The organism is Citrobacter sp. Cb031 (genome assembly GCF_030336725.1).
In the GTDB taxonomy this organism is placed as follows: domain Bacteria; phylum Pseudomonadota; class Gammaproteobacteria; order Enterobacterales; family Enterobacteriaceae; genus Citrobacter; species Citrobacter braakii.
This window is the reverse complement of sequence record NZ_JAOWDA010000032.1, coordinates 77,320-95,319: the sequence shown is the minus strand read 5'-3', so window position 1 is coordinate 95,319 and position 18,000 is coordinate 77,320. Positions and strand designations below refer to the sequence as shown.

The window sequence follows — 18,000 nt, the reverse complement described above, 5'->3', positions numbered from 1 at the left end:
ACGGCATAAGACGAATGAATCGCGCAGCGACGATTTTCCCGCCGGGAGCCAGGGATGCAAGGGAGGCGGCGGTGAGCCTCTCTTGCACGTTCACGGGTGTCTGAGCCTCAGAAAAGTGATACCACTGAGGTGAACGGAACCCTGAGCCGAAATCACATGTTCGCCGTAATGCTTAATTGACAGGCATTACCCCCTAACCGGAGCCTTAATTAACCACAACCTTAGCCGATTGTCATCAGGCTGGCGTTCCCCCCGGCAGCGGCGGTATTGACGCTAAGGGAGCGTTCAATGTACAGCCTCTCCAGCAGAATATTGCTTTCGCCACGGGCAAAGCCCTGGACTGATACAATCGCCCCTTCGCGGGCAGCTACCGCTTCGCACAGGGAACGCAGTTGATCGGAATCGCCGTGGAAAATAACGGCATCAAACGGCTGCGTAGTGATGTTGTCCGCTTTGGCAAACTGAATGCGCCCGGAGACGGCGGCTGGCAGACGTTTTGCCAGTTCACGATGGAACGCATCATCTGGCCACAGGATTAAGCTACCAACGGAAGCCACGGCGGCAACCTGTACCAGCGCGTCCTGTTCATCATCGGCGATACACAGTACGCGTTCACGCGGCAACAGCGTCCAGGTATTGCGCTCGCCAGTGGGTCCTGGCAGCAGACGCTGGGTACCGGCCTGCGCCAGTTCGCCAAACTGCTGGCAGAGCGCATGCAGTGAGGGCCGATCGGTTGCCCATTCGCTGAGCGCTTCCAGCGGCTGAACGAGAGCAGCTTTAAGCTGCGCATCGACCGGGTAGTCTGCATCCTGACGGGCCAGCGTAATGCCTAACGCATTTTCTGGGCGGTTAGCCAGCAGGCGATACAGATACAGCGGTCCACCTGCTTTTGGCCCGGTACCAGACAAGCCTTCGCCACCGAATGGCTGAACGCCGACAACGGCGCCGACCATATTGCGGTTAACGTACAGGTTCCCCACGTGTGCGGATCCTGTGACCTGGGCGATGGTTTCATCGATACGAGTGTGTACGCCCAGCGTCAGGCCGTAGCCGGAGGCATTAATTTGCTCAATCAGGTTGCCCAGATTGTTACGGGTGTAGCGCACGACGTGCAGTACCGGACCAAACACCTCTTTTTGTAATTCGTCGAAGCTTTCCAGCTCGATCAGCGTCGGAGCAATAAATGTACCGGTTTGCCATTCACGCGCATCGTCACTGTTGTCGCGCACGGCCTGAAACACCGGGCGTCCTTTAGCGCGCATGGCCTGAATATGGCGCTCAATATTGGTTTTGGCTTCTTCATCAATTACCGGCCCAATATCGGTGGTCAGGCGACCTGGATTACCCATGCGACATTCCGCCATCGCGCCGCGCAGCATTTTCAGCGTATGGTCGGCTACATCGTCCTGCAGACACAGGACGCGCAGCGCGGAGCAGCGCTGTCCGGCGCTGTCAAACGCTGAAGCCAGAACGTCGACCACGACCTGTTCCGTCAACGCGGAGGAGTCGACAATCATTGCGTTCATCCCACCGGTTTCGGCGATAAGCGGGATTGGACGCCCCTGAGCATCAAGGCGGGTGGCAATATTGCGTTGCAACAGCGTGGCGACTTCCGTTGAGCCGGTAAACATGACGCCGCGTACGCGCTCATCGGAAGTGAGCTGAGCCCCGACGGTTTCACCCTGACCAGGCAACAGTTGCACCACGCCCGGCGGTACACCCGCTTCGAGCAAAATAGCGATGCCCTGGGCGGCAATTAACGGGGTTTGTTCCGCCGGTTTCGCCAGCACGCTGTTACCCGCCGCCAGCGCGGCGGCAATCTGCCCGGTGAAAATGGCCAGCGGGAAGTTCCATGGGCTGATACAAACCACCGGTCCTAACGGTCGATGGGTTTCATTATCGAAATCATCGCGAACCTGACCAGCATAATAATGCAGGAAGTCTACCGCTTCGCGCACTTCCGCAATGGCGTTGCTGAAGGTTTTACCCGCTTCGCGTACCAGGATGCCAATCAGCTGCTGCATCTGACCTTCCATCAGAACGGCGGCACGATGCAAAATGGCGGCGCGCTCTTGTGGCGGTGTGGCGAACCAGATCGGCGCGTTATTCGCTGCGTTCTGTAACGCCTGTTCTACTTCAGCGTGAGTCGCCTCACGCACGTAACCGACAATGTCTTTCGGCTCGGCCGGGTTAACGACTGGCGTCATTTCTCCGTCAGCAACCGGGTGCTCCAGAATGGGTTTAGCGTGCCATTTTTGTAGCGCGCTGTTGAGCAGGGCAGAGGACAGCGAGGCCAGACGATGTTCGTTAGCTAAATCCAGCCCGCCTGAGTTTTCGCGGCCTTTACCGTACAGGTCACGCGGCAGGGCAATCTTCGGATGCGGCAGACCGGCCTGACCTTCTTGCTGCGCCAGTTTTTCAACAGCCTCGACCGGATCGGCAACCAGTTCATCCAGCGGCAGGGTCGTGTCGGCAATGCGGTTGACGAACGAGGTGTTGGCGCCGTTTTCCAGCAGACGACGCACCAGGTACGCCAGCAGCGTTTCGTGCGTGCCGACCGGTGCATAAATGCGGCATGGACGGTTCAGTTTGCCATCCGCAACTTTGCCGGTGACCTGCTCATACAGCGGTTCGCCCATGCCGTGCAGGCACTGAAACTCGTACTGGCCTGGGTAGTAGTTTTGACCGGCTAACTGATAAATCGCCGCCAGCGTATGGGCGTTGTGGGTGGCGAACTGCGGGTAGATCAGATTCGGTACGGCAAGCAGTTTTTTCGCACAGGCCAGGTAAGAAACGTCGGTGTACACCTTACGGGTGTAGACCGGATAACCTTCCAGACCGTCCATCTGGGCACGTTTAATTTCGCTATCCCAGTAGGCGCCCTTAACCAGACGGATCATCAGGCGGCGGCGGCTGCGCGTGGCGAGGTCAATCAGGTAGTCGATAACATACGGGCAGCGCTTCTGGTAGGCCTGGATAACAAAACCGATCCCGTTCCAGCCTGCCAGTTCGGGTTCAAAGCACAGTTTTTCCAGCAGATCGAGGGAGATCTCCAGTCGGTCAGCCTCTTCGGCGTCGATATTAATGCCGATGTCGTACTGACGTGCCAGCAGAGTAAGCGATTTCAGACGAGGATAGAGTTCATCCATCACGCGATCGTACTGCGCACGGCTGTAACGCGGATGCAGTGCCGACAGCTTGATAGAAATACCTGGCCCTTCGTAGATACCGCGCCCGTTAGAGGCTTTACCAATGGCGTGGATCGCCTGCTGGTATGAAACCATATAAGCCTGTGCATCGGCGGCGGTCAGGGCCGCTTCGCCCAGCATGTCATAGGAGTAACGGAAGCCTTTTTCTTCCAGTTTACGCGCGTTAGCCAGCGCTTCAGCGATGGTCTCCCCGGTGACAAACTGCTCGCCCATCAAGCGCATGGCCATGTCGACGCCTTTACGCACCAGCGGCTCACCGCTCTTGCCGATAATACGGTTGAGTGAGCGTGAGAGGCTGGCTTCGTTATGCGTTGAAACCAGACGACCGGTAAACAACAGCCCCCAGGTCGCCGCGTTGACGAACAGAGACGGGCTGCGGCCAATGTGCGACTGCCAGTTACCGTTGCTGATCTTGTCGCGGATTAACGCATCGCGGGTCGCTTTATCTGGAATACGCAGCAAGGCTTCGGCCAGACACATCAGCGCGACGCCTTCCTGTGAAGAAAGGGAGAATTCCTGCAATAAACCTTGTACCATCCCGGCGCGGCCGCTGGCGGTCTTCTGGTTACGCAGTTTGTCTGCCAGATCGTATGCCAGCTTATGCGCCTGCTCGGCGATGGGCTGCGGCAGACGAGCCTGCTCCATCAGCATCGGTACGGCGTCAGTTTCGGCGCGGCGGTAAGCAGCGGTGATTGCCGCGCGAGAAACTGACTGCGGCAGGATCTGTTCAGCAAACTCCAGGAAAGGCTGATGCGCTTCATTTTGCAGCGTGGTCGACTCATCGCCCTCATTCGCAGCACCCGCCAGCAGGGCTGGTAGTTCAGGAAGCGCGTCGTCATTTTCCAGTCTTTCGAGATAATTAAAAATGGCTTGTTTGATCAGCCAATGTGGCGTGCGATCGATTCGTGATGCTGCTGTTTTAATACGCTCGCGAGTGGCGTCATCCAGCTTAACCCCCATCGTGGTGGTTCCCATGCCGTTTACTCCTGTTGTACTGAAATACGGGGCTGATAGTTACCGAGAAATATCCACTATGTTGCAACTTTGTGCAACCGTGTTAAATGTGACTTGGTTTGCAAGCTTGGAAATGAATGAAATGTTAATAAACGTGAGTGTTTTGACGGGGGCTATAAAAGTTGCCGAATCTTTTTCTCTGCGGTAGTTAACACTTTTAAAAGGTGCAACCGAAAAAAGTGTGAGAGAGTGCAACCTACAGAAAAATGCTATCTACTCTGGATCAAATTTGATGTAAATGGTGTGTTAAATCGATTGTGAATGACCATCGCTTCCGGCAGGATACGGTCGCCCTGGTAAACATAGATATCTTTGCCACGTTCCGGCAGGGTAATAAAACGGCAAGCCACGGCATTGCTGATACATAATTTTGGAGAGTTTTGATGGCTATTAGCACACCGATGTTAGTGACATTCTGTGTCTATATTTTCGGCATGATATTGATAGGGTTTATTGCATGGCGTTCAACCAAAAACTTTGACGATTACATTCTGGGTGGACGCAGTCTGGGTCCATTCGTGACCGCGTTATCCGCCGGGGCATCTGACATGAGCGGCTGGTTGCTGATGGGCCTGCCTGGCGCGATTTTCCTGTCGGGGATTTCAGAAAGCTGGATCGCTATTGGCCTTATTTTGGGTGCGTGGATCAACTGGAAACTGGTGGCCGGACGTTTACGCGTGCATACCGAATACAATAACAATGCGCTGACGTTACCGGATTACTTTACCGGTCGCTTTGAAGATAAAAGCCGAATTCTGCGTATTATCTCCGCGCTGGTTATTCTGCTGTTTTTCACCATCTACTGTGCTTCCGGTATTGTGGCAGGGGCGCGTCTGTTTGAAAGCACCTTTGGCATGAGTTACGAAACAGCGCTGTGGGCGGGGGCGGCCGCGACGATTATTTATACCTTTATCGGTGGTTTCCTGGCGGTAAGCTGGACCGATACCGTCCAGGCCAGCCTGATGATCTTCGCCCTGATCCTGACGCCGGTAATGGTAGTCATTGGCGTGGGTGGGTTTGACGATTCGCTGGAAGTGATTAAACAAAAGAGCATTGAGAACGTGGACATGTTCAAAGGGCTGAATTTTGTTGCCATTATTTCCCTGATGGGCTGGGGTCTGGGCTACTTCGGGCAGCCGCATATTCTGGCGCGCTTTATGGCGGCTGATTCTCACCATAGCATTGTTCATGCCCGCCGCATCAGTATGACCTGGATGATCCTGTGTCTGGCAGGTGCAGTTGCCGTTGGCTTCTTTGGTATCGCTTACTTTAACAACAACCCACAGCTTGCCGGTGCCGTTAACCAGAACGCCGAACGCGTGTTTATTGAACTGGCGCAAATCCTGTTCAACCCGTGGATTGCCGGTATTCTGCTGTCTGCGATCCTCGCTGCGGTGATGTCGACTCTGAGCTGCCAGCTGCTGGTGTGTTCCAGCGCAATCACCGAAGACTTGTATAAAGCGTTCCTGCGTAAAAATGCCAGCCAGAAAGAGCTGGTATGGATTGGTCGCATCATGGTGCTGGTTGTAGCGCTGGTGTCTATCGCGCTGGCGGCGAACCCGGAGAACCGTGTGCTTGGTCTGGTAAGCTACGCCTGGGCCGGCTTTGGCGCGGCGTTTGGTCCGGTGGTTCTGTTCTCCGTAATGTGGTCGCGTATGACGCGTAACGGCGCGCTGGCCGGGATGCTTATCGGTGCGGTGACGGTAATCGTCTGGAAGCAGTTTGCCTGGTTGGGTCTGTATGAAATCATCCCGGGCTTTATTTTCGGCAGCATCGGTATTGTGGTCTTCAGCCTGTTAGGTAAAGCGCCTTCAGCCGCTATGCAGCAACGTTTTGCCGAGGCTGATGCGCATTATCACACAGCTCCGCCATCACGTTTACAGGCAGAGTAATCCGCCTCGATCTTTAAGCCCGCCGCGTGCGGGCTTTTTTATTTGTCCCCGCTGCAAAACCGCCCTAATCGTTACCCGCCTAACTGTTTACATTAAGTCATCATTCTCAAAACATTCTGCTTGAGTTTTTCTTTACTGTAATGATAATCACTATCACTGTAATTTACTTTTCTTTTCATCAATTGACTGAGAATAACGTTTAAGGGTTCTTCGCATGTTTGTTCCATTTCTTATTATGTTGCGCGAAGGGTTAGAGGCCGCGCTGATAGTCAGCCTGATTGCCAGCTACCTGAAACGGACTCAGCGTGGTCGATGGATTGGTGTGATGTGGATTGGTGTTCTGCTGGCGGCGGCGTTATGTCTGGCGTTAGGCGTTTTCATCAATGAAACCACCGGTGAATTTCCGCAAAAGGAACAGGAGCTGTTTGAAGGCATCGTGGCGGTCATTGCCGTGGTGATCCTCACCTGGATGGTGTTCTGGATGCGTAAAGTTTCGCGCAACGTCAAAGTCCAGCTTGAACAGGCTGTCGATAACGCGTTGCAACGCGGCAATCATCACGGCTGGGCGCTGGTGATGATGGTCTTTTTTGCCGTTGCCCGTGAAGGGCTGGAATCGGTGTTCTTCCTGCTGGCGGCATTCCAGCAGGATGTAGGCATTTGGCCACCGTTAGGTGCGATGCTGGGGCTGGCCACCGCGGTGGTACTGGGTTATCTGATTTACCTCGGCGGCATTCGCCTCAACCTCGGGGCATTCTTCAAATGGACCAGCCTGTTCATTTTGCTGGTGGCCGCTGGTCTTGCCGCTGGGGCCATCCGCGCGTTCCACGAAGCCGGGTTATGGAATCATTTTCAGGATGTGGCGTTTGACATGAGCAGCGTGCTTTCAACGCATTCGCTGTTTGGCACATTGATGGAAGGTATTTTCGGCTATCAGGAAGCGCCGAGCGTCAGTGAAGTCGCCGTTTGGTTTATCTACCTGATTCCGGCATTGATTATGTTTGCACTGCCGCCGCGTTCAGGCACTACGGCATCGCGTACCGCACCCTGATAAAAACGCGATGCAGAATACTCATTAGTTACAACATACTTATTTATAGGGATAGGTTATGACGTTTAATTTTCGCCGTAGTGCGCTGCAGTTGGGTATTGCCGCGCTGTTTGCCTCCGCTTTTTCTGCACAAGCCGCCGATATTCCGCAGGTGAAAGTCACGGTTAACGACAAACAGTGTGAGCCGATGACGATCACGGTTAACGCTGGGAAAACGCAGTTCATCATCCAGAACCACAGCCAGAAAGCGCTGGAGTGGGAGATCCTTAAAGGGGTTATGGTGGTTGAAGAACGTGAAAACATTGCGCCGGGCTTTAGCCAGAAAATGACAGCTAACCTGCAGCCAGGTGAATATGATATGACCTGCGGCCTGTTGACTAACCCGAAAGGCAAACTCATTGTAAAAGGTAGCGCAACGGCGGATGCCGCGCAGGGCGATGCTCTGCTGAGCCTAAGTGGCGCGATTACTGAATACAAAGCCTATGTGACAGCCGAAACTGCACAACTGGTTGCGGGCACCAAAGCATTCACCGATGCGATTAAAGCTGGCGATCTGGAAAAAGCGAAATCGCTGTATGCGCCAACCCGTCAGCATTATGAGCGTATTGAACCGATTGCTGAACTGTTCTCCGATCTCGACGGCAGCATCGATGCACGTGAAGATGATTATGAGCAAAAAGCCGCCGATCCTAAATTCACCGGCTTCCACCGTCTGGAGAAAGCGTTGTTCGGCGACAACACCACCAAAGGTATGGACAAGTATGCCGACCAATTAAACCGCGATGTTCTTGACCTGCAAACGCGTATTAGCGAACTGGCCTTCCCACCGTCAAAAGTGGTTGGCGGGGCAGCAGGACTGATTGAAGAAGTCGCTGCCAGCAAAATTAGCGGAGAAGAGGATCGCTACAGCCATACCGATCTGTGGGATTTCCAGGCCAATATCGATGGCGCGCAGAAAATCGTCGATCTCCTGCGCCCTCAGTTACAAAAATCCAATGCTGAGCTGTTGGCGAAGGTGGATGCGAACTTCAAAAAAGTCGATACCATTCTGAGCAAGTACCGTACCAAAGACGGCTTTGAAACCTATGACAAACTGACCGACGCCGATCGCAATGCGCTGAAAGGGCCAATCACGACGCTGGCGGAAGACTTGTCGCAATTACGCGGTGTTCTGGGTCTGGATTAAGCAAAATGCAGCAAGATAATGAAAACGGCGTGAGCGAACCTTCACGCCGACGTTTACTGAAAGGGATGGGCGCCCTGGGTGGGGCGCTGGCGCTGGCGGGTGGATGTCCGGTTGCCCACGCGCAAAAACCACAAAGCGCGCCGGGAACGCTGTCCCCCGATGCGCGTAGTGAAACGCAGCCGTTTTATGGTCAGCATCAGGCAGGGATCCTGACGCCGCAGCAGGCATCGATGATGCTGGTGGCGTTCGATGTTCTCGCCAGCGATAAGGCTGATCTGGAACGCTTGTTCCGCTTGCTGACTACCCGATTTGCGTTTCTGACCACGGGCGGGCCGGCGCCGGATACGCCGAACCCGCGTTTACCCCCTATGGATTCCGGTATCCTCGGCGCATACATTGCGCCAGACAACCTGACGATGACGTTGTCAGTCGGCGCCTCGCTATTTGATGAACGTTATGGCCTGAAATCGCAGATGCCGAAAAAGCTGCAAAAAATGACCCGCTTCCCGAATGATTCGCTGGATGCGGCGCTGTGCCATGGTGATTTGCTGCTGCAGATTTGTGCCAACACGCAGGACACCGTTATCCATGCGCTGCGCGATATCATTAAACATACGCCCGATCTCCTTAGCGTGCGCTGGAAACGTGAAGGGTTTATTTCCGACCATGCCGCGCGCAGCAAAGGCAAAGAGACCCCGGTCAACTTGCTTGGTTTTAAGGATGGCACCGCGAATCCGGACGCGACGGATGCGAAGTTGATGCAAGACGTGGTGTGGGTTACGGACGGGCAGGGCGAACCTGTCTGGGCGCAAGGTGGTAGTTATCAGGCCGTCAGGCTCATTCAGTTTCGCGTCGAGTTCTGGGATCGTACGCCGCTGAAAGAGCAGCAAACGATATTTGGTCGAGATAAACACACCGGCGCGCCGCTGGGTATGCAGCACGAGCACGATGTGCCTGACTATGCCAGCGATCCCGAGGGTGAGGTGATTGCGCTCGACAGTCATATCCGCCTGGCGAATCCGCGCACGAAAGAGACCGAGTCCAGCCTGATGATGCGCCGTGGCTACAGTTATTCGCTCGGTGTGACCCCATCCGGTCAACTGGATATGGGACTGTTGTTTGTCTGCTATCAACACGATCTGGAAAAAGGCTTTTTGACTGTGCAGAAACGCCTCAACGGTGAAGCGCTGGAAGAGTACGTCAAACCAATTGGTGGGGGCTACTTCTTTGCTTTGCCGGGTGTCAAAACCGCTGATCAATATCTGGGACAATCTCTACTCGAAGCCTGATGATCACGCCCCGTTGTACAGCGGGGCTTTTCCTGACATCTGTATGAATGAACAAATTATTTTTTATGATCGGTATGAGACTGAAATAATTCTGTCATCTCTCTGCAAGAGACTGTCTCTGGTGATTAGATAGAATTTAAGTTAACAGCAAGTAAAAATATTGTTGCATTAACGAAAGATTATGATGTAATTATAAGAAACAGCGGTAGTTCCCGGCGGTGATAGTCGTTCACTATGGAGATCGCGATGGAAAAGTCCTGTATTGGACACATTTTTCACAGTAGCTGCAGTACGTTACGCGGACGTTTCTCTTCCGGTAGCCACCTCGTCACCGCTAAATTTCTCTCCCTTTCACTTCTTATCTTCGTAACTGACACCTTGTACGGTGCGCGTAGCCGTGTGTGGCGTCTTATCCGAAAGCAAGCAATGGCTTACAAGGAAGCCAACCCTCAGATGTTCGTGCGCATAATCGTGCCGCCAACGGCACGTGTGATGTATACCTACAACTCAAGGTGCTATCCATGGGAAGACAAAAAGCAGTGATCAAAGCTCGTCGTGAAGCAAAACGTGTGCTGAGGCGGGATTCGCGTAGTCATAAACAACGTGAAGATGAATCGGTCACCTCGCTTGTACAGATGGGCGGCGTAGAAGCGATTGGTATGGCGCGTGATAGTCGCGACGCCACGCCAATCACGGCGCGGAATGAAGCTCAGGCCCAGTACCTGAATGCTATCGAGAGTAAACAGCTGATCTTCGCTACAGGTGAAGCCGGGTGTGGTAAAACCTGGATCAGCGCGGCAAAAGCAGCAGAGGCCCTGATCCACAAAGACGTGGACAGGATCATTGTAACCCGTCCAGTTCTGCAAGCTGATGAAGACCTCGGCTTCTTACCTGGAGATGTTTCCGAGAAGTTTGCGCCTTATTTTCGTCCAGTGTATGACGTGCTGGTGAAACGTCTGGGCGCCTCCTTCATGCAATATTGCCTGCGGCCTGAGATTGGTAAGGTGGAAATCGCGCCATTCGCCTATATGCGTGGACGCACATTTGAAAATGCAGTGGTCATTCTTGACGAGGCTCAGAATGTTACTGCAGCACAGATGAAGATGTTTTTGACTCGCCTCGGAGAGAATGTGACGGTGATTGTGAACGGGGATGTGACCCAGTGCGATCTACCCGCCCACGTTCGCTCAGGGCTAAGCGATGCGCTGGCCCGTTTCGAAGAAGATGATATGGTTGGGATTGTTCGTTTCAATAAAGACGATTGCGTCCGTTCGGCACTCTGTCAGCGGACGCTCAATGCTTACAACTGATAAGTACTCCGTCTTCAAGGCCCGGGAAACCGGGCTTTGTTATTTGACGTCAGCAGATTACTTTCTTTTGCTGCTCCAGTAGTTGGCGCAGGCCTGGTCAAACAGCTGGTTATTTTCGTCTATTTTCTTTAGCGCTTGTGCCAGAAAGGTCAGCAGGTCATCCTTATAAATCCCACCTACCGTAGTTTCTTTTCGTAAGATCCCATTGCTGGTGTAGGTTTTTTTAATGGTGACGTTATGCCTGACGTTGCAAATAACCGTTCGCTGATACTCTTCGTAGAATCGGCTGTCAGGATCGAAAAACGTATTTATTTCATTCGGTGTACGTTTGAGGATTTTTCGCGAGAAAACCTTCAACGGAATAAATCCTGCTTCGTCTGCCTGCGACATGAGCTCATCCAGCAAAGTTCCTTCTATGTTTAACATGCCGTTATTTTCCTGATTGCTTGAGAAAGCGGTTGTTACAGCATAAGAGTGGATTGGATAATGTGCAACGGGGCGGGGGATGATGCTTGATAGCGCGATGCTTATCAGACCTACAGGTTAACGCTATTCAGGACGGGTCACATGCGAAAAAAAAAGCCCGTACTTGCGTATGAGCTCTTTCTCGAATATGGCAGTGAGGGGGGCTGCCATGTTTACTTTCATTATCATTCGCGTTAATTATTATTTATATACAATGTGTTGTCATTATTGTTTGTTCGTTGGCGTATTGCTATCTTTTTGTAAATCCGTCATTTTATGCAGTACAGGATGCATTACAGAATAGTGGGGATTATGCCAAAGAAAGCCAGAGAACTGTCCGCCTTATAATGGAAAACATAAAAATAATAAGTATCTTTAAAATAAACGAAAAAGTACCTTTTATGACATGTATTGCAACCGATATGGTAGAAAGTGAAGGCGGAATAAAGCTTATGCTGGAAAGTGGTGAAAGCATCTGCATTAAAGATTACAGTTATTACCTCCTTTCATTAATGCCCTGATCTGAATTCCTGTTTTGTTGTTTCGTCTTTAATTTTCTTACCTCATGACAAACATCACTTTTATGTCAAATCATAGTTCGGTTAGTATTGCATCAACTAAACCATAGGAATGACAAGGAAAAGGGAATGGATCGTCAATACAACAATGAACTGACCCCCGGATATTTCGTCAGGTAACGTCTTTAAGGACAGGAGAACAGACTAATGGGAGCTATGGGGTTTTACCTGCGGGTAGGTGATCCGACTACCTGCGGGGGAAAGATACTGACCGGGGATGAAACGTTAAGCTGGTATGGTGTGGCAGGAGCACGGGAAGGTGACGTCGTGTCGTGCGGTCAGCATCCGGGAACGTATAGAATTCTGGGTGGAACATCTGATACATGGGACGTAGGCAGAAGGCTGGCAGGAACGCTGGACAGTGTCAGTTCCTGTCCGTGCCGGGCAAGGTTCATCCAGTCAATCCCGGATTGCTATATCAAGGATGATACGCCCGAAGAGCAGGCAGAAAAGGCGCGATTGCTCGCTCTTGTCACTCTGCGGGAAGAGCAGGAGCAGCAGAAAGCAGAGGAAAAACGACTGGCGGAAGAACGTGATCGTAATCGTGTCTTTGCTAAATCCTGCCTTCGTGGTGAGGGCTGTAATGATGCCGGGGAAGAGCAGGAACCTCATACTAATTTTGCTTCATTGGCATTTTATCAGTCTCTTCCTTCTGCCGATCCAGCATCCGATACTGATGTTCCCCAACATGCTCAGACTGCCAAGAAAAAGAAACCTGTAGATGATATACCGAAACCGAAAAAGCGAAGTGCCCTGTATAAATGGCTGAACGGTGATCACGAAGAAATCGAATATCAGCGGGCAACGGCTGCAGCGACAAGTGCTGCTAATGCTCAAATGGCTGTTGAAGGAGCCAGTATCCTTGGTCTGGTAGGTGGAAGTGCCATTACGTCAGGAACGTGGGCTGTTCGGGGGGCAACCCTTGGAGAAATAGCCGCTGCAGGTCCCGGTGCTTTCATCGCAGCTATTGTAGTGGGAATGATGCCCGGCAGGCTCAATGAGGGTGAACAGGACTTTATTGACCGTATGCGTCTGGAACAGATGCGTGAAGCGCCAAGCCGTGTGCGTTATACATCGGAGCAGGACGATAAAGGTAATCTGATTCCTCATGGCTGGCATACACCACCCGGTAAAGATATGGTGCGTGTGCGCAAAATGGCGTGGGACAGTAGCCGAAAAGCATATACATTTACTACAGAGGAAGATCCGCGTATAACAATCATTTGGACGCCAGACAGTTCAGGTGTCAATGTTCCTTCAAATACAGGCAACCAGAACCCGGTAAGGATACCTAATCCAGTTGTTGTTGATCCGCTGCCGAAAAATACCAGTATTGAGGCTACAACCACTCCGGCACCGGAAGAGAAGAATTTTGCGGATTATATTCTTGTTCTACCAATATCAGATATTCTACCTATTTATGTTTATTTGAGCCAAAGAAAAGGAATGCCAGATAAAGGCCATTCTTATCATCCAGCTCCAGAAACAGAAGAAATAACGGGTATTGCTGATCTGATTGAAGTTAAGGGTCGCACACCTAAACAAGGTGGAGGAGGAACACGAGAACGTTGGATGGACAAGAAGAAACGACGGGTTTATGAATGGGATTCGCAACATGGTGAATTGGAAGAATACCGAGCGAGTGATGGAGAGCACCTTGGCTCTTTGGATCATTTAACTGGCTCTAGATTAAAACCTGCCGTTAAGGGTAGGAATATTAAACGTTATTTGTGAGGTTGGCATGTCTTATAAAATACGATTACAGTGGTTCAACAAACAAACATCTGAGGGTGAAGGAAAGGAATTTTCAGGTGTTTTAGATAATAATGTTTATTTTTTGGATAAGATTGGTCTATCTAACGAACCTCAGATCTATGATGGTGTATATGACGTGGTAGTCGAATGGTTGCCATATATACAACCGTATTTTCAGCATCAAATAAATTTGCAGCGATATGATTATCAGCTAGCTTTTCGTCCAATTTGATTGAATTATTGCTCTATCGCTGTGGTAGAGCATATTTTTAACTTTAAATAATCTCCCATATAATATATTTCTTCGTTCCTTTATCTTCTGATTTTTGTTCACGAATAATCGTATAAGACTTCAGGTATTCGCATATCTGCCTCATAAATCAATTGGTTGTAAAGATCGATAGTTGTATTGTTGATAGTTTTTATCGATCGATGTCGATGAATTGATCGTAACGTTCCGGTGAACTCACATTGACAGCACTGATCGGTTCTGCATTTCACAGCCCGGCTCAGTTATTCAGGGGATTTTTCGCGAAGGGTAATAGTTCGTGCTGTCGCTCTTCCGGTAATGAAGGCAGACGTTTCAGCGCCGATTTCAGCCAGCCATACGGCTCCACGCCGTTCAGCCGCGCCGTCAGCCAGGCCCACAGCGCATCCAGTTGCGGTTTCGCATACCGTTGTCGCATAACCATCCGTGACCAGTATTCCGCTCCAGCTCGCCAGCCACGCTTCGGGATAACGCGCTGCCCGTCCGGGCTGACAGTCGAAGCAGACCACGCCGTCGCCCGTGGTTTCGCCGCTGACATACGCCCACAGGTAGCCGTTCTGCGCCTTCCCGTCCTTTTACGTGTTCAGGATTTGCAGCGGCGTTTCATCCGCATGAATCACCGGGCGGTTTAACAGTTCCGTGCGCAGCAGTTCCGCCAGCGGCATCAGCCAGACGCAGGCCGCGCCCACCCATCCGGCCAGCGTGCTGACCGACAGTTCCCCTCCGGCCCTGGCGAACACCTGCTGCTGGTGATACAGTGGCTGGCGGTCGCAGAACTTGCTGACTAGGACCTGCGCCACCAGACCCGCTTCAGGAATGCCTTTCGGGATAATCTGCGCGGACAGACTGCCTGACACCACGCGCTGGCAGCCGTCGCAGCCGTACTGCGGACGAACGTAACGCGTCACCACGAACCGCGCCGGGATGTAGTCCAGCCGCTCGCTGATTTCATCGCGGATATGCCGCAGCAGCTGGCCGCAGTCCGGGCAGGCGCAGGCGTGAGGTCTGATAACGGTTTCTTTGCGCGGAAGGTGTGCAGGCAGCGGTTGACGGATGGGACATGTTTTCTTCTCTTCCGGCTCCGGCAGCAGGCGTGCAAGCTGCGCTTGTGCAGAAGCGATATCCGCGTCGGCATCCTCTTCGAACAGGGAACGCTGTAAGCCGCTGAAGGATTCGGCCTGACGGCCAACGCGCTGCTGACGGGCCAGCATCAGGGCTTCTTTCAGCAGGTGTATCATATGCGGTTAGATATTTTCTTCCAATCGTTCGAAAATAATATCTGCCTTATTTTGAGGACTCCTTTCTAAAATATATCGATAATCGCTTGCATGAGGTTCTGGGATTCTATCTATATCAATGTTTCCCTCCCTCAGATCATCTAATGTATTTTTCTCTATCCATTGAAATGATGTTATTAATATGCATTATAATATAAATAAATATTGATTTTTCATCTGACTCAGCTAATCTTAATATGTTCCGAAGACATATTCCAACTATGACCTTTTTGCCTTCTTCCTCATTTAGTTCTTTTGATGGTTTATTAATATCTATCAAGTCTTCATATTCTTCAATAGTTGGATTTTGAACTTTTATTATATAATCATCTGTATCGAAAAATTTAGCTCCAAACGTCTCCGCTATTTTTTACCTGCTGTTGTCTTTCCAGATCAAGTATGTCCTTCTATACAAATGGTAGTATGTTCAGATAATATATCTAATAAGCATGTCGCGTCTTCAGCTCTAATCGTAACACTCATTTAATATACCTCATCGTTAATGCGTTGAATAAATTATATTCAACAATACATTGTATGCAGTATCTAATCGATAGGCCACAAGGCATAAGAATTTGAAAGCTTGTGTATAAATATAATGGCATCCAATTACAAAATTGAATGCCTACATGTAAAATATTACATCCCGTAATACTTAGAGCTAAACGATACGGTTATTGGTGCTTCATCGTATAAACAACTTACAGTTATTTTTAATTTCCGTCGATGATCATAATATGTGTGGCTATGCGTTTTTTTACCAACTAACTCAAGTTCTGATAAGCCTATACTTAATGCTCCGAGGAAAATTTCAGAATCGAATTCTTGATTTCTGTAATGCGGAATTGTTTTTTTAAAATCAACTTCTACAAAGCTAATATAATTACCTTCAGCACAAAGATGCATCCGGCAATCATCATCTTCTACAAAGATGCTGCCAACTTCATTGCCTTTACACTCAAAGATTTTTTCTGCTTGTGGAATTTGCATTCCCATGTATTGAAACGGTCTGTGAAATGGTTTACACATTATAGGGGTATTGGCATGAGATGCTTTATCTAAAGCGGTGCCAAGATTATCAAATATTTTCTCGTCGCTCATGACGTTTTTATTAAAAACCATCCCTATGCTTTGAATTAATCTTTTAAAGGCTTCAACATAGTTATCTTCATTTCTAAAATCTGCATACAGTTTCCCAATGAGAAAACCCGGAGGCTCACATTCTTTCAGCATAATAGGTAATACTTTTATTTTTTTACCGCTTATTTGATAATTCATTGCCACATCAAGTTCATTGACTACCCAAGGCGCATTTATTGAATCAGGCGATAGAACAACAGCAAAGTAATCAACACTATCAATACCCTCCCTGATTTTTTGAATCAGAGAGTCGCCAATTTTCATTTCTGCCTCATCAAGCCAATAACGTACACCGTGATTTTCAAGGTCTCTTGCTAACTTTCTGACAAATGGCTTGTCATTATGATTATGGCTTAAAAAAACTCTAATACTCATAGGTCCCTCAACAAGAAGTTATGTAATAACTTACAGCTTCGTCGGATACCATCAAGGCACATCCTTGTGTCTTGAGTTAATGAAGCTTTGACTGAGCAAACTAAAACGGCCTGACCATCCCATCATGATTAGTCTCAACAAAATCAGCCTACCACTGTAGCATCAATCTTCGCTGCTCAAGATGCTTAGCCTTATGGGGATAGGCAGCACGAACACTGTTGCTTTCCTTGTGGCTCATCTGGCGTTCTACCGCACCTTCAGGCCATTGCCCTGATTCAATAAGAGCACTACATGCCAGCGTGCGGAAACCATGACCGCAGATGTCCTGTGTGGTGTCATAGCCCATCTTACGCAGCGCCTTGTTGATTGTGTTTTCAATCAGAACAGCTAAACCTTGGCAAGGCAATACCCCGACCACTCATCCATCAACGCCACCCGCTTAGACCATAACGTCCCACGTTGATACGCAGCCCTTGACTTATCTGCTAACTGGTGAGCTATCGCATGTTCAATAACCTCACGCGGGTAGATAGTCGTTTCACCAGCCCAATCACGAAATATCGATCTAAACCCATGCTGTGTTAAGTTGGTGCATCCCGTTCGCTTTAGGAATGCCAGCAAAGCCGTGTCGGAAAACTGCCCTTTACGAATGGCAGGGGACACAAAGTTATTGCTCTTAAAATAGGGTAAATCTTTTAATAGGTAACAGCAGCTTGGAAGGAAGAACCCTGTGTTCTTTCCCTGTCGTGAGATAATTTTCTGGAGTGTTCAGGTGGGGCGTTTTCACACAACCTATAGCAAGTTTGTTGTAGTAATCAAAGGTCCAAAAAAAACTTCCATTAGGAAAATCACAGCAAAAACAATAAGTTCAGATACAAAAAGCCCGTTTACACGAGCTTCTTTATGCAGGACAAAACCAATATTACGTTGTAACTGATTGATTCTGTATCAAATATGGCGGTGAGGGGGGGATTGACTCGCTTCGGGCAGCCTGTTCTCTGCGCTCTCAGTCTGTCCAACTGGCTGCGCTGCTACTCGGCCCATCCCTGGGCCTCGCCCCTACGGGGCCAGCGCATGCGCTGTTCAAAATTGCTCCCGGCAATTTTGTGTCGACCCCCGGTCGGGGCTTCTCATCCCCCCGCAGGCGTGCAACATGCGAAAAAAAAGCCCGTACTTACGTACGAGCTCTTTCTC

General features: G+C 50.3%; 11 protein-coding genes and 3 pseudogenes. 7 read left to right on the top strand and 7 right to left on the bottom strand.

From position 1 onward, the window contains the following. Positions 1-221: 221 nt before the first annotated feature. Entirely contained in the window at positions 222-4,184 is a 3,963-nt protein-coding gene (gene putA / locus OGV93_RS13635) for a trifunctional transcriptional regulator/proline dehydrogenase/L-glutamate gamma-semialdehyde dehydrogenase (protein WP_103929123.1), read from the bottom strand. Between the two features lie 422 nt (positions 4,185-4,606). Between putA and putP the strand changes: the two genes are divergently transcribed. The 5 genes from putP (at position 4,607) to phoH (ending at position 10,948) form a co-directional block, all read left to right on the top strand. Then, positions 4,607-6,115: a sodium/proline symporter PutP gene (gene putP, locus OGV93_RS13630; RefSeq protein WP_016152586.1), complete on the top strand. Its 1,509-nt coding sequence runs from the start codon at positions 4,607-4,609 to the stop codon at positions 6,113-6,115. Between the two features lie 214 nt (positions 6,116-6,329). Next, entirely contained in the window at positions 6,330-7,163 is an 834-nt protein-coding gene (efeU, locus tag OGV93_RS13625) for an iron uptake transporter permease EfeU (protein ID WP_016156168.1), read from the top strand. Positions 7,164-7,221: 58 nt separating this feature from the next. Next, positions 7,222-8,349 carry an iron uptake system protein EfeO gene (gene efeO, locus OGV93_RS13620; protein WP_016156169.1) on the top strand — a complete coding sequence of 376 codons (1,128 nt, stop codon included), beginning with the start codon at positions 7,222-7,224 and terminating at the stop codon, positions 8,347-8,349. 5 nt (positions 8,350-8,354) lie between these two features. Next, the gene (gene efeB, locus OGV93_RS13615; RefSeq protein WP_287109617.1) at positions 8,355-9,638 is read left to right on the top strand and encodes an iron uptake transporter deferrochelatase/peroxidase subunit; all 1,284 of its coding nucleotides are present in this window, start codon (positions 8,355-8,357) and stop codon (positions 9,636-9,638) included. Between the two features lie 521 nt (positions 9,639-10,159). Then, entirely contained in the window at positions 10,160-10,948 is a 789-nt protein-coding gene (gene phoH / locus OGV93_RS13610; protein ID WP_016152592.1) for a phosphate starvation-inducible protein PhoH, read from the top strand. 57 nt (positions 10,949-11,005) lie between these two features. On the opposite strand, the gene OGV93_RS13605 is transcribed toward phoH, so the two are convergent. Beyond that, positions 11,006-11,374 carry a hypothetical protein gene (locus tag OGV93_RS13605; protein WP_080858584.1) on the bottom strand — a complete coding sequence of 123 codons (369 nt, stop codon included), beginning with the start codon at positions 11,372-11,374 and terminating at the stop codon, positions 11,006-11,008. Between the two features lie 764 nt (positions 11,375-12,138). On the opposite strand from OGV93_RS13605, the gene OGV93_RS13600 reads away from it, so the two are divergent. Together OGV93_RS13600 and OGV93_RS23845 are read left to right on the top strand one after the other, a co-directional pair. Further along, on the top strand, positions 12,139-13,725 hold the full coding sequence (locus OGV93_RS13600) for an S-type pyocin domain-containing protein (RefSeq protein ID WP_287109616.1): 1,587 nt from the start codon (positions 12,139-12,141) through the stop codon (positions 13,723-13,725). Positions 13,726-13,732: 7 nt separating this feature from the next. After that, positions 13,733-13,978: a colicin E3-like toxin immunity protein gene (locus OGV93_RS23845; RefSeq protein ID WP_094762257.1), complete on the top strand. Its 246-nt coding sequence runs from the start codon at positions 13,733-13,735 to the stop codon at positions 13,976-13,978. A gap of 277 nt (positions 13,979-14,255) precedes the next feature. Here the strand turns inward: OGV93_RS23845 and OGV93_RS13595 are convergent, their stop codons facing one another. From OGV93_RS13595 to OGV93_RS13575, 5 genes and pseudogenes are all read right to left on the bottom strand, one after another. Continuing rightward, positions 14,256-14,432, bottom strand: coding sequence for a transposase domain-containing protein (locus OGV93_RS13595; protein ID WP_200084564.1), 177 nt, complete (start codon positions 14,430-14,432; stop codon positions 14,256-14,258). A gap of 55 nt (positions 14,433-14,487) precedes the next feature. Further along, positions 14,488-15,252 (bottom strand): annotated as a pseudogene (tnpC, locus tag OGV93_RS13590) (IS66 family transposase); the annotation flags it as partial. A gap of 678 nt (positions 15,253-15,930) precedes the next feature. After that, the gene (locus tag OGV93_RS13585) at positions 15,931-16,806 is read right to left on the bottom strand and encodes a toll/interleukin-1 receptor domain-containing protein (RefSeq protein ID WP_101699912.1); all 876 of its coding nucleotides are present in this window, start codon (positions 16,804-16,806) and stop codon (positions 15,931-15,933) included. Positions 16,807-16,954: 148 nt separating this feature from the next. Further along, positions 16,955-17,182, bottom strand: a pseudogene (locus tag OGV93_RS13580) (tyrosine-type recombinase/integrase); the annotation flags it as partial. Between the two features lie 11 nt (positions 17,183-17,193). Next, positions 17,194-17,548: pseudogene (locus tag OGV93_RS13575) on the bottom strand (tyrosine-type recombinase/integrase); the annotation flags it as partial. Positions 17,549-18,000: the final 452 nt, after the last annotated feature.

What these genes read in the sequence shown, in the direction of transcription:
- putA (WP_103929123.1), bottom strand. Translation starts at nt 4,184, where the DNA reads ATGGGAACCACCACGATGGGGGTTAAGCTGGATGACGCCACTCGCGAG.
- putP (WP_016152586.1), top strand. Translation starts at nt 4,607, where the DNA reads ATGGCTATTAGCACACCGATGTTAGTGACATTCTGTGTCTATATTTTC.
- efeU (WP_016156168.1), top strand. Translation starts at nt 6,330, where the DNA reads ATGTTTGTTCCATTTCTTATTATGTTGCGCGAAGGGTTAGAGGCCGCG.
- efeO (WP_016156169.1), top strand. Translation starts at nt 7,222, where the DNA reads ATGACGTTTAATTTTCGCCGTAGTGCGCTGCAGTTGGGTATTGCCGCG.
- efeB (WP_287109617.1), top strand. Translation starts at nt 8,355, where the DNA reads ATGCAGCAAGATAATGAAAACGGCGTGAGCGAACCTTCACGCCGACGT.
- phoH (WP_016152592.1), top strand. Translation starts at nt 10,160, where the DNA reads ATGGGAAGACAAAAAGCAGTGATCAAAGCTCGTCGTGAAGCAAAACGT.
- OGV93_RS13605 (WP_080858584.1), bottom strand. Translation starts at nt 11,374, where the DNA reads ATGTTAAACATAGAAGGAACTTTGCTGGATGAGCTCATGTCGCAGGCA.
- OGV93_RS13600 (WP_287109616.1), top strand. Translation starts at nt 12,139, where the DNA reads ATGGGAGCTATGGGGTTTTACCTGCGGGTAGGTGATCCGACTACCTGC.
- OGV93_RS23845 (WP_094762257.1), top strand. Translation starts at nt 13,733, where the DNA reads ATGTCTTATAAAATACGATTACAGTGGTTCAACAAACAAACATCTGAG.
- OGV93_RS13595 (WP_200084564.1), bottom strand. Translation starts at nt 14,432, where the DNA reads ATGCGACAACGGTATGCGAAACCGCAACTGGATGCGCTGTGGGCCTGG.
- OGV93_RS13585 (WP_101699912.1), bottom strand. Translation starts at nt 16,806, where the DNA reads ATGAGTATTAGAGTTTTTTTAAGCCATAATCATAATGACAAGCCATTT.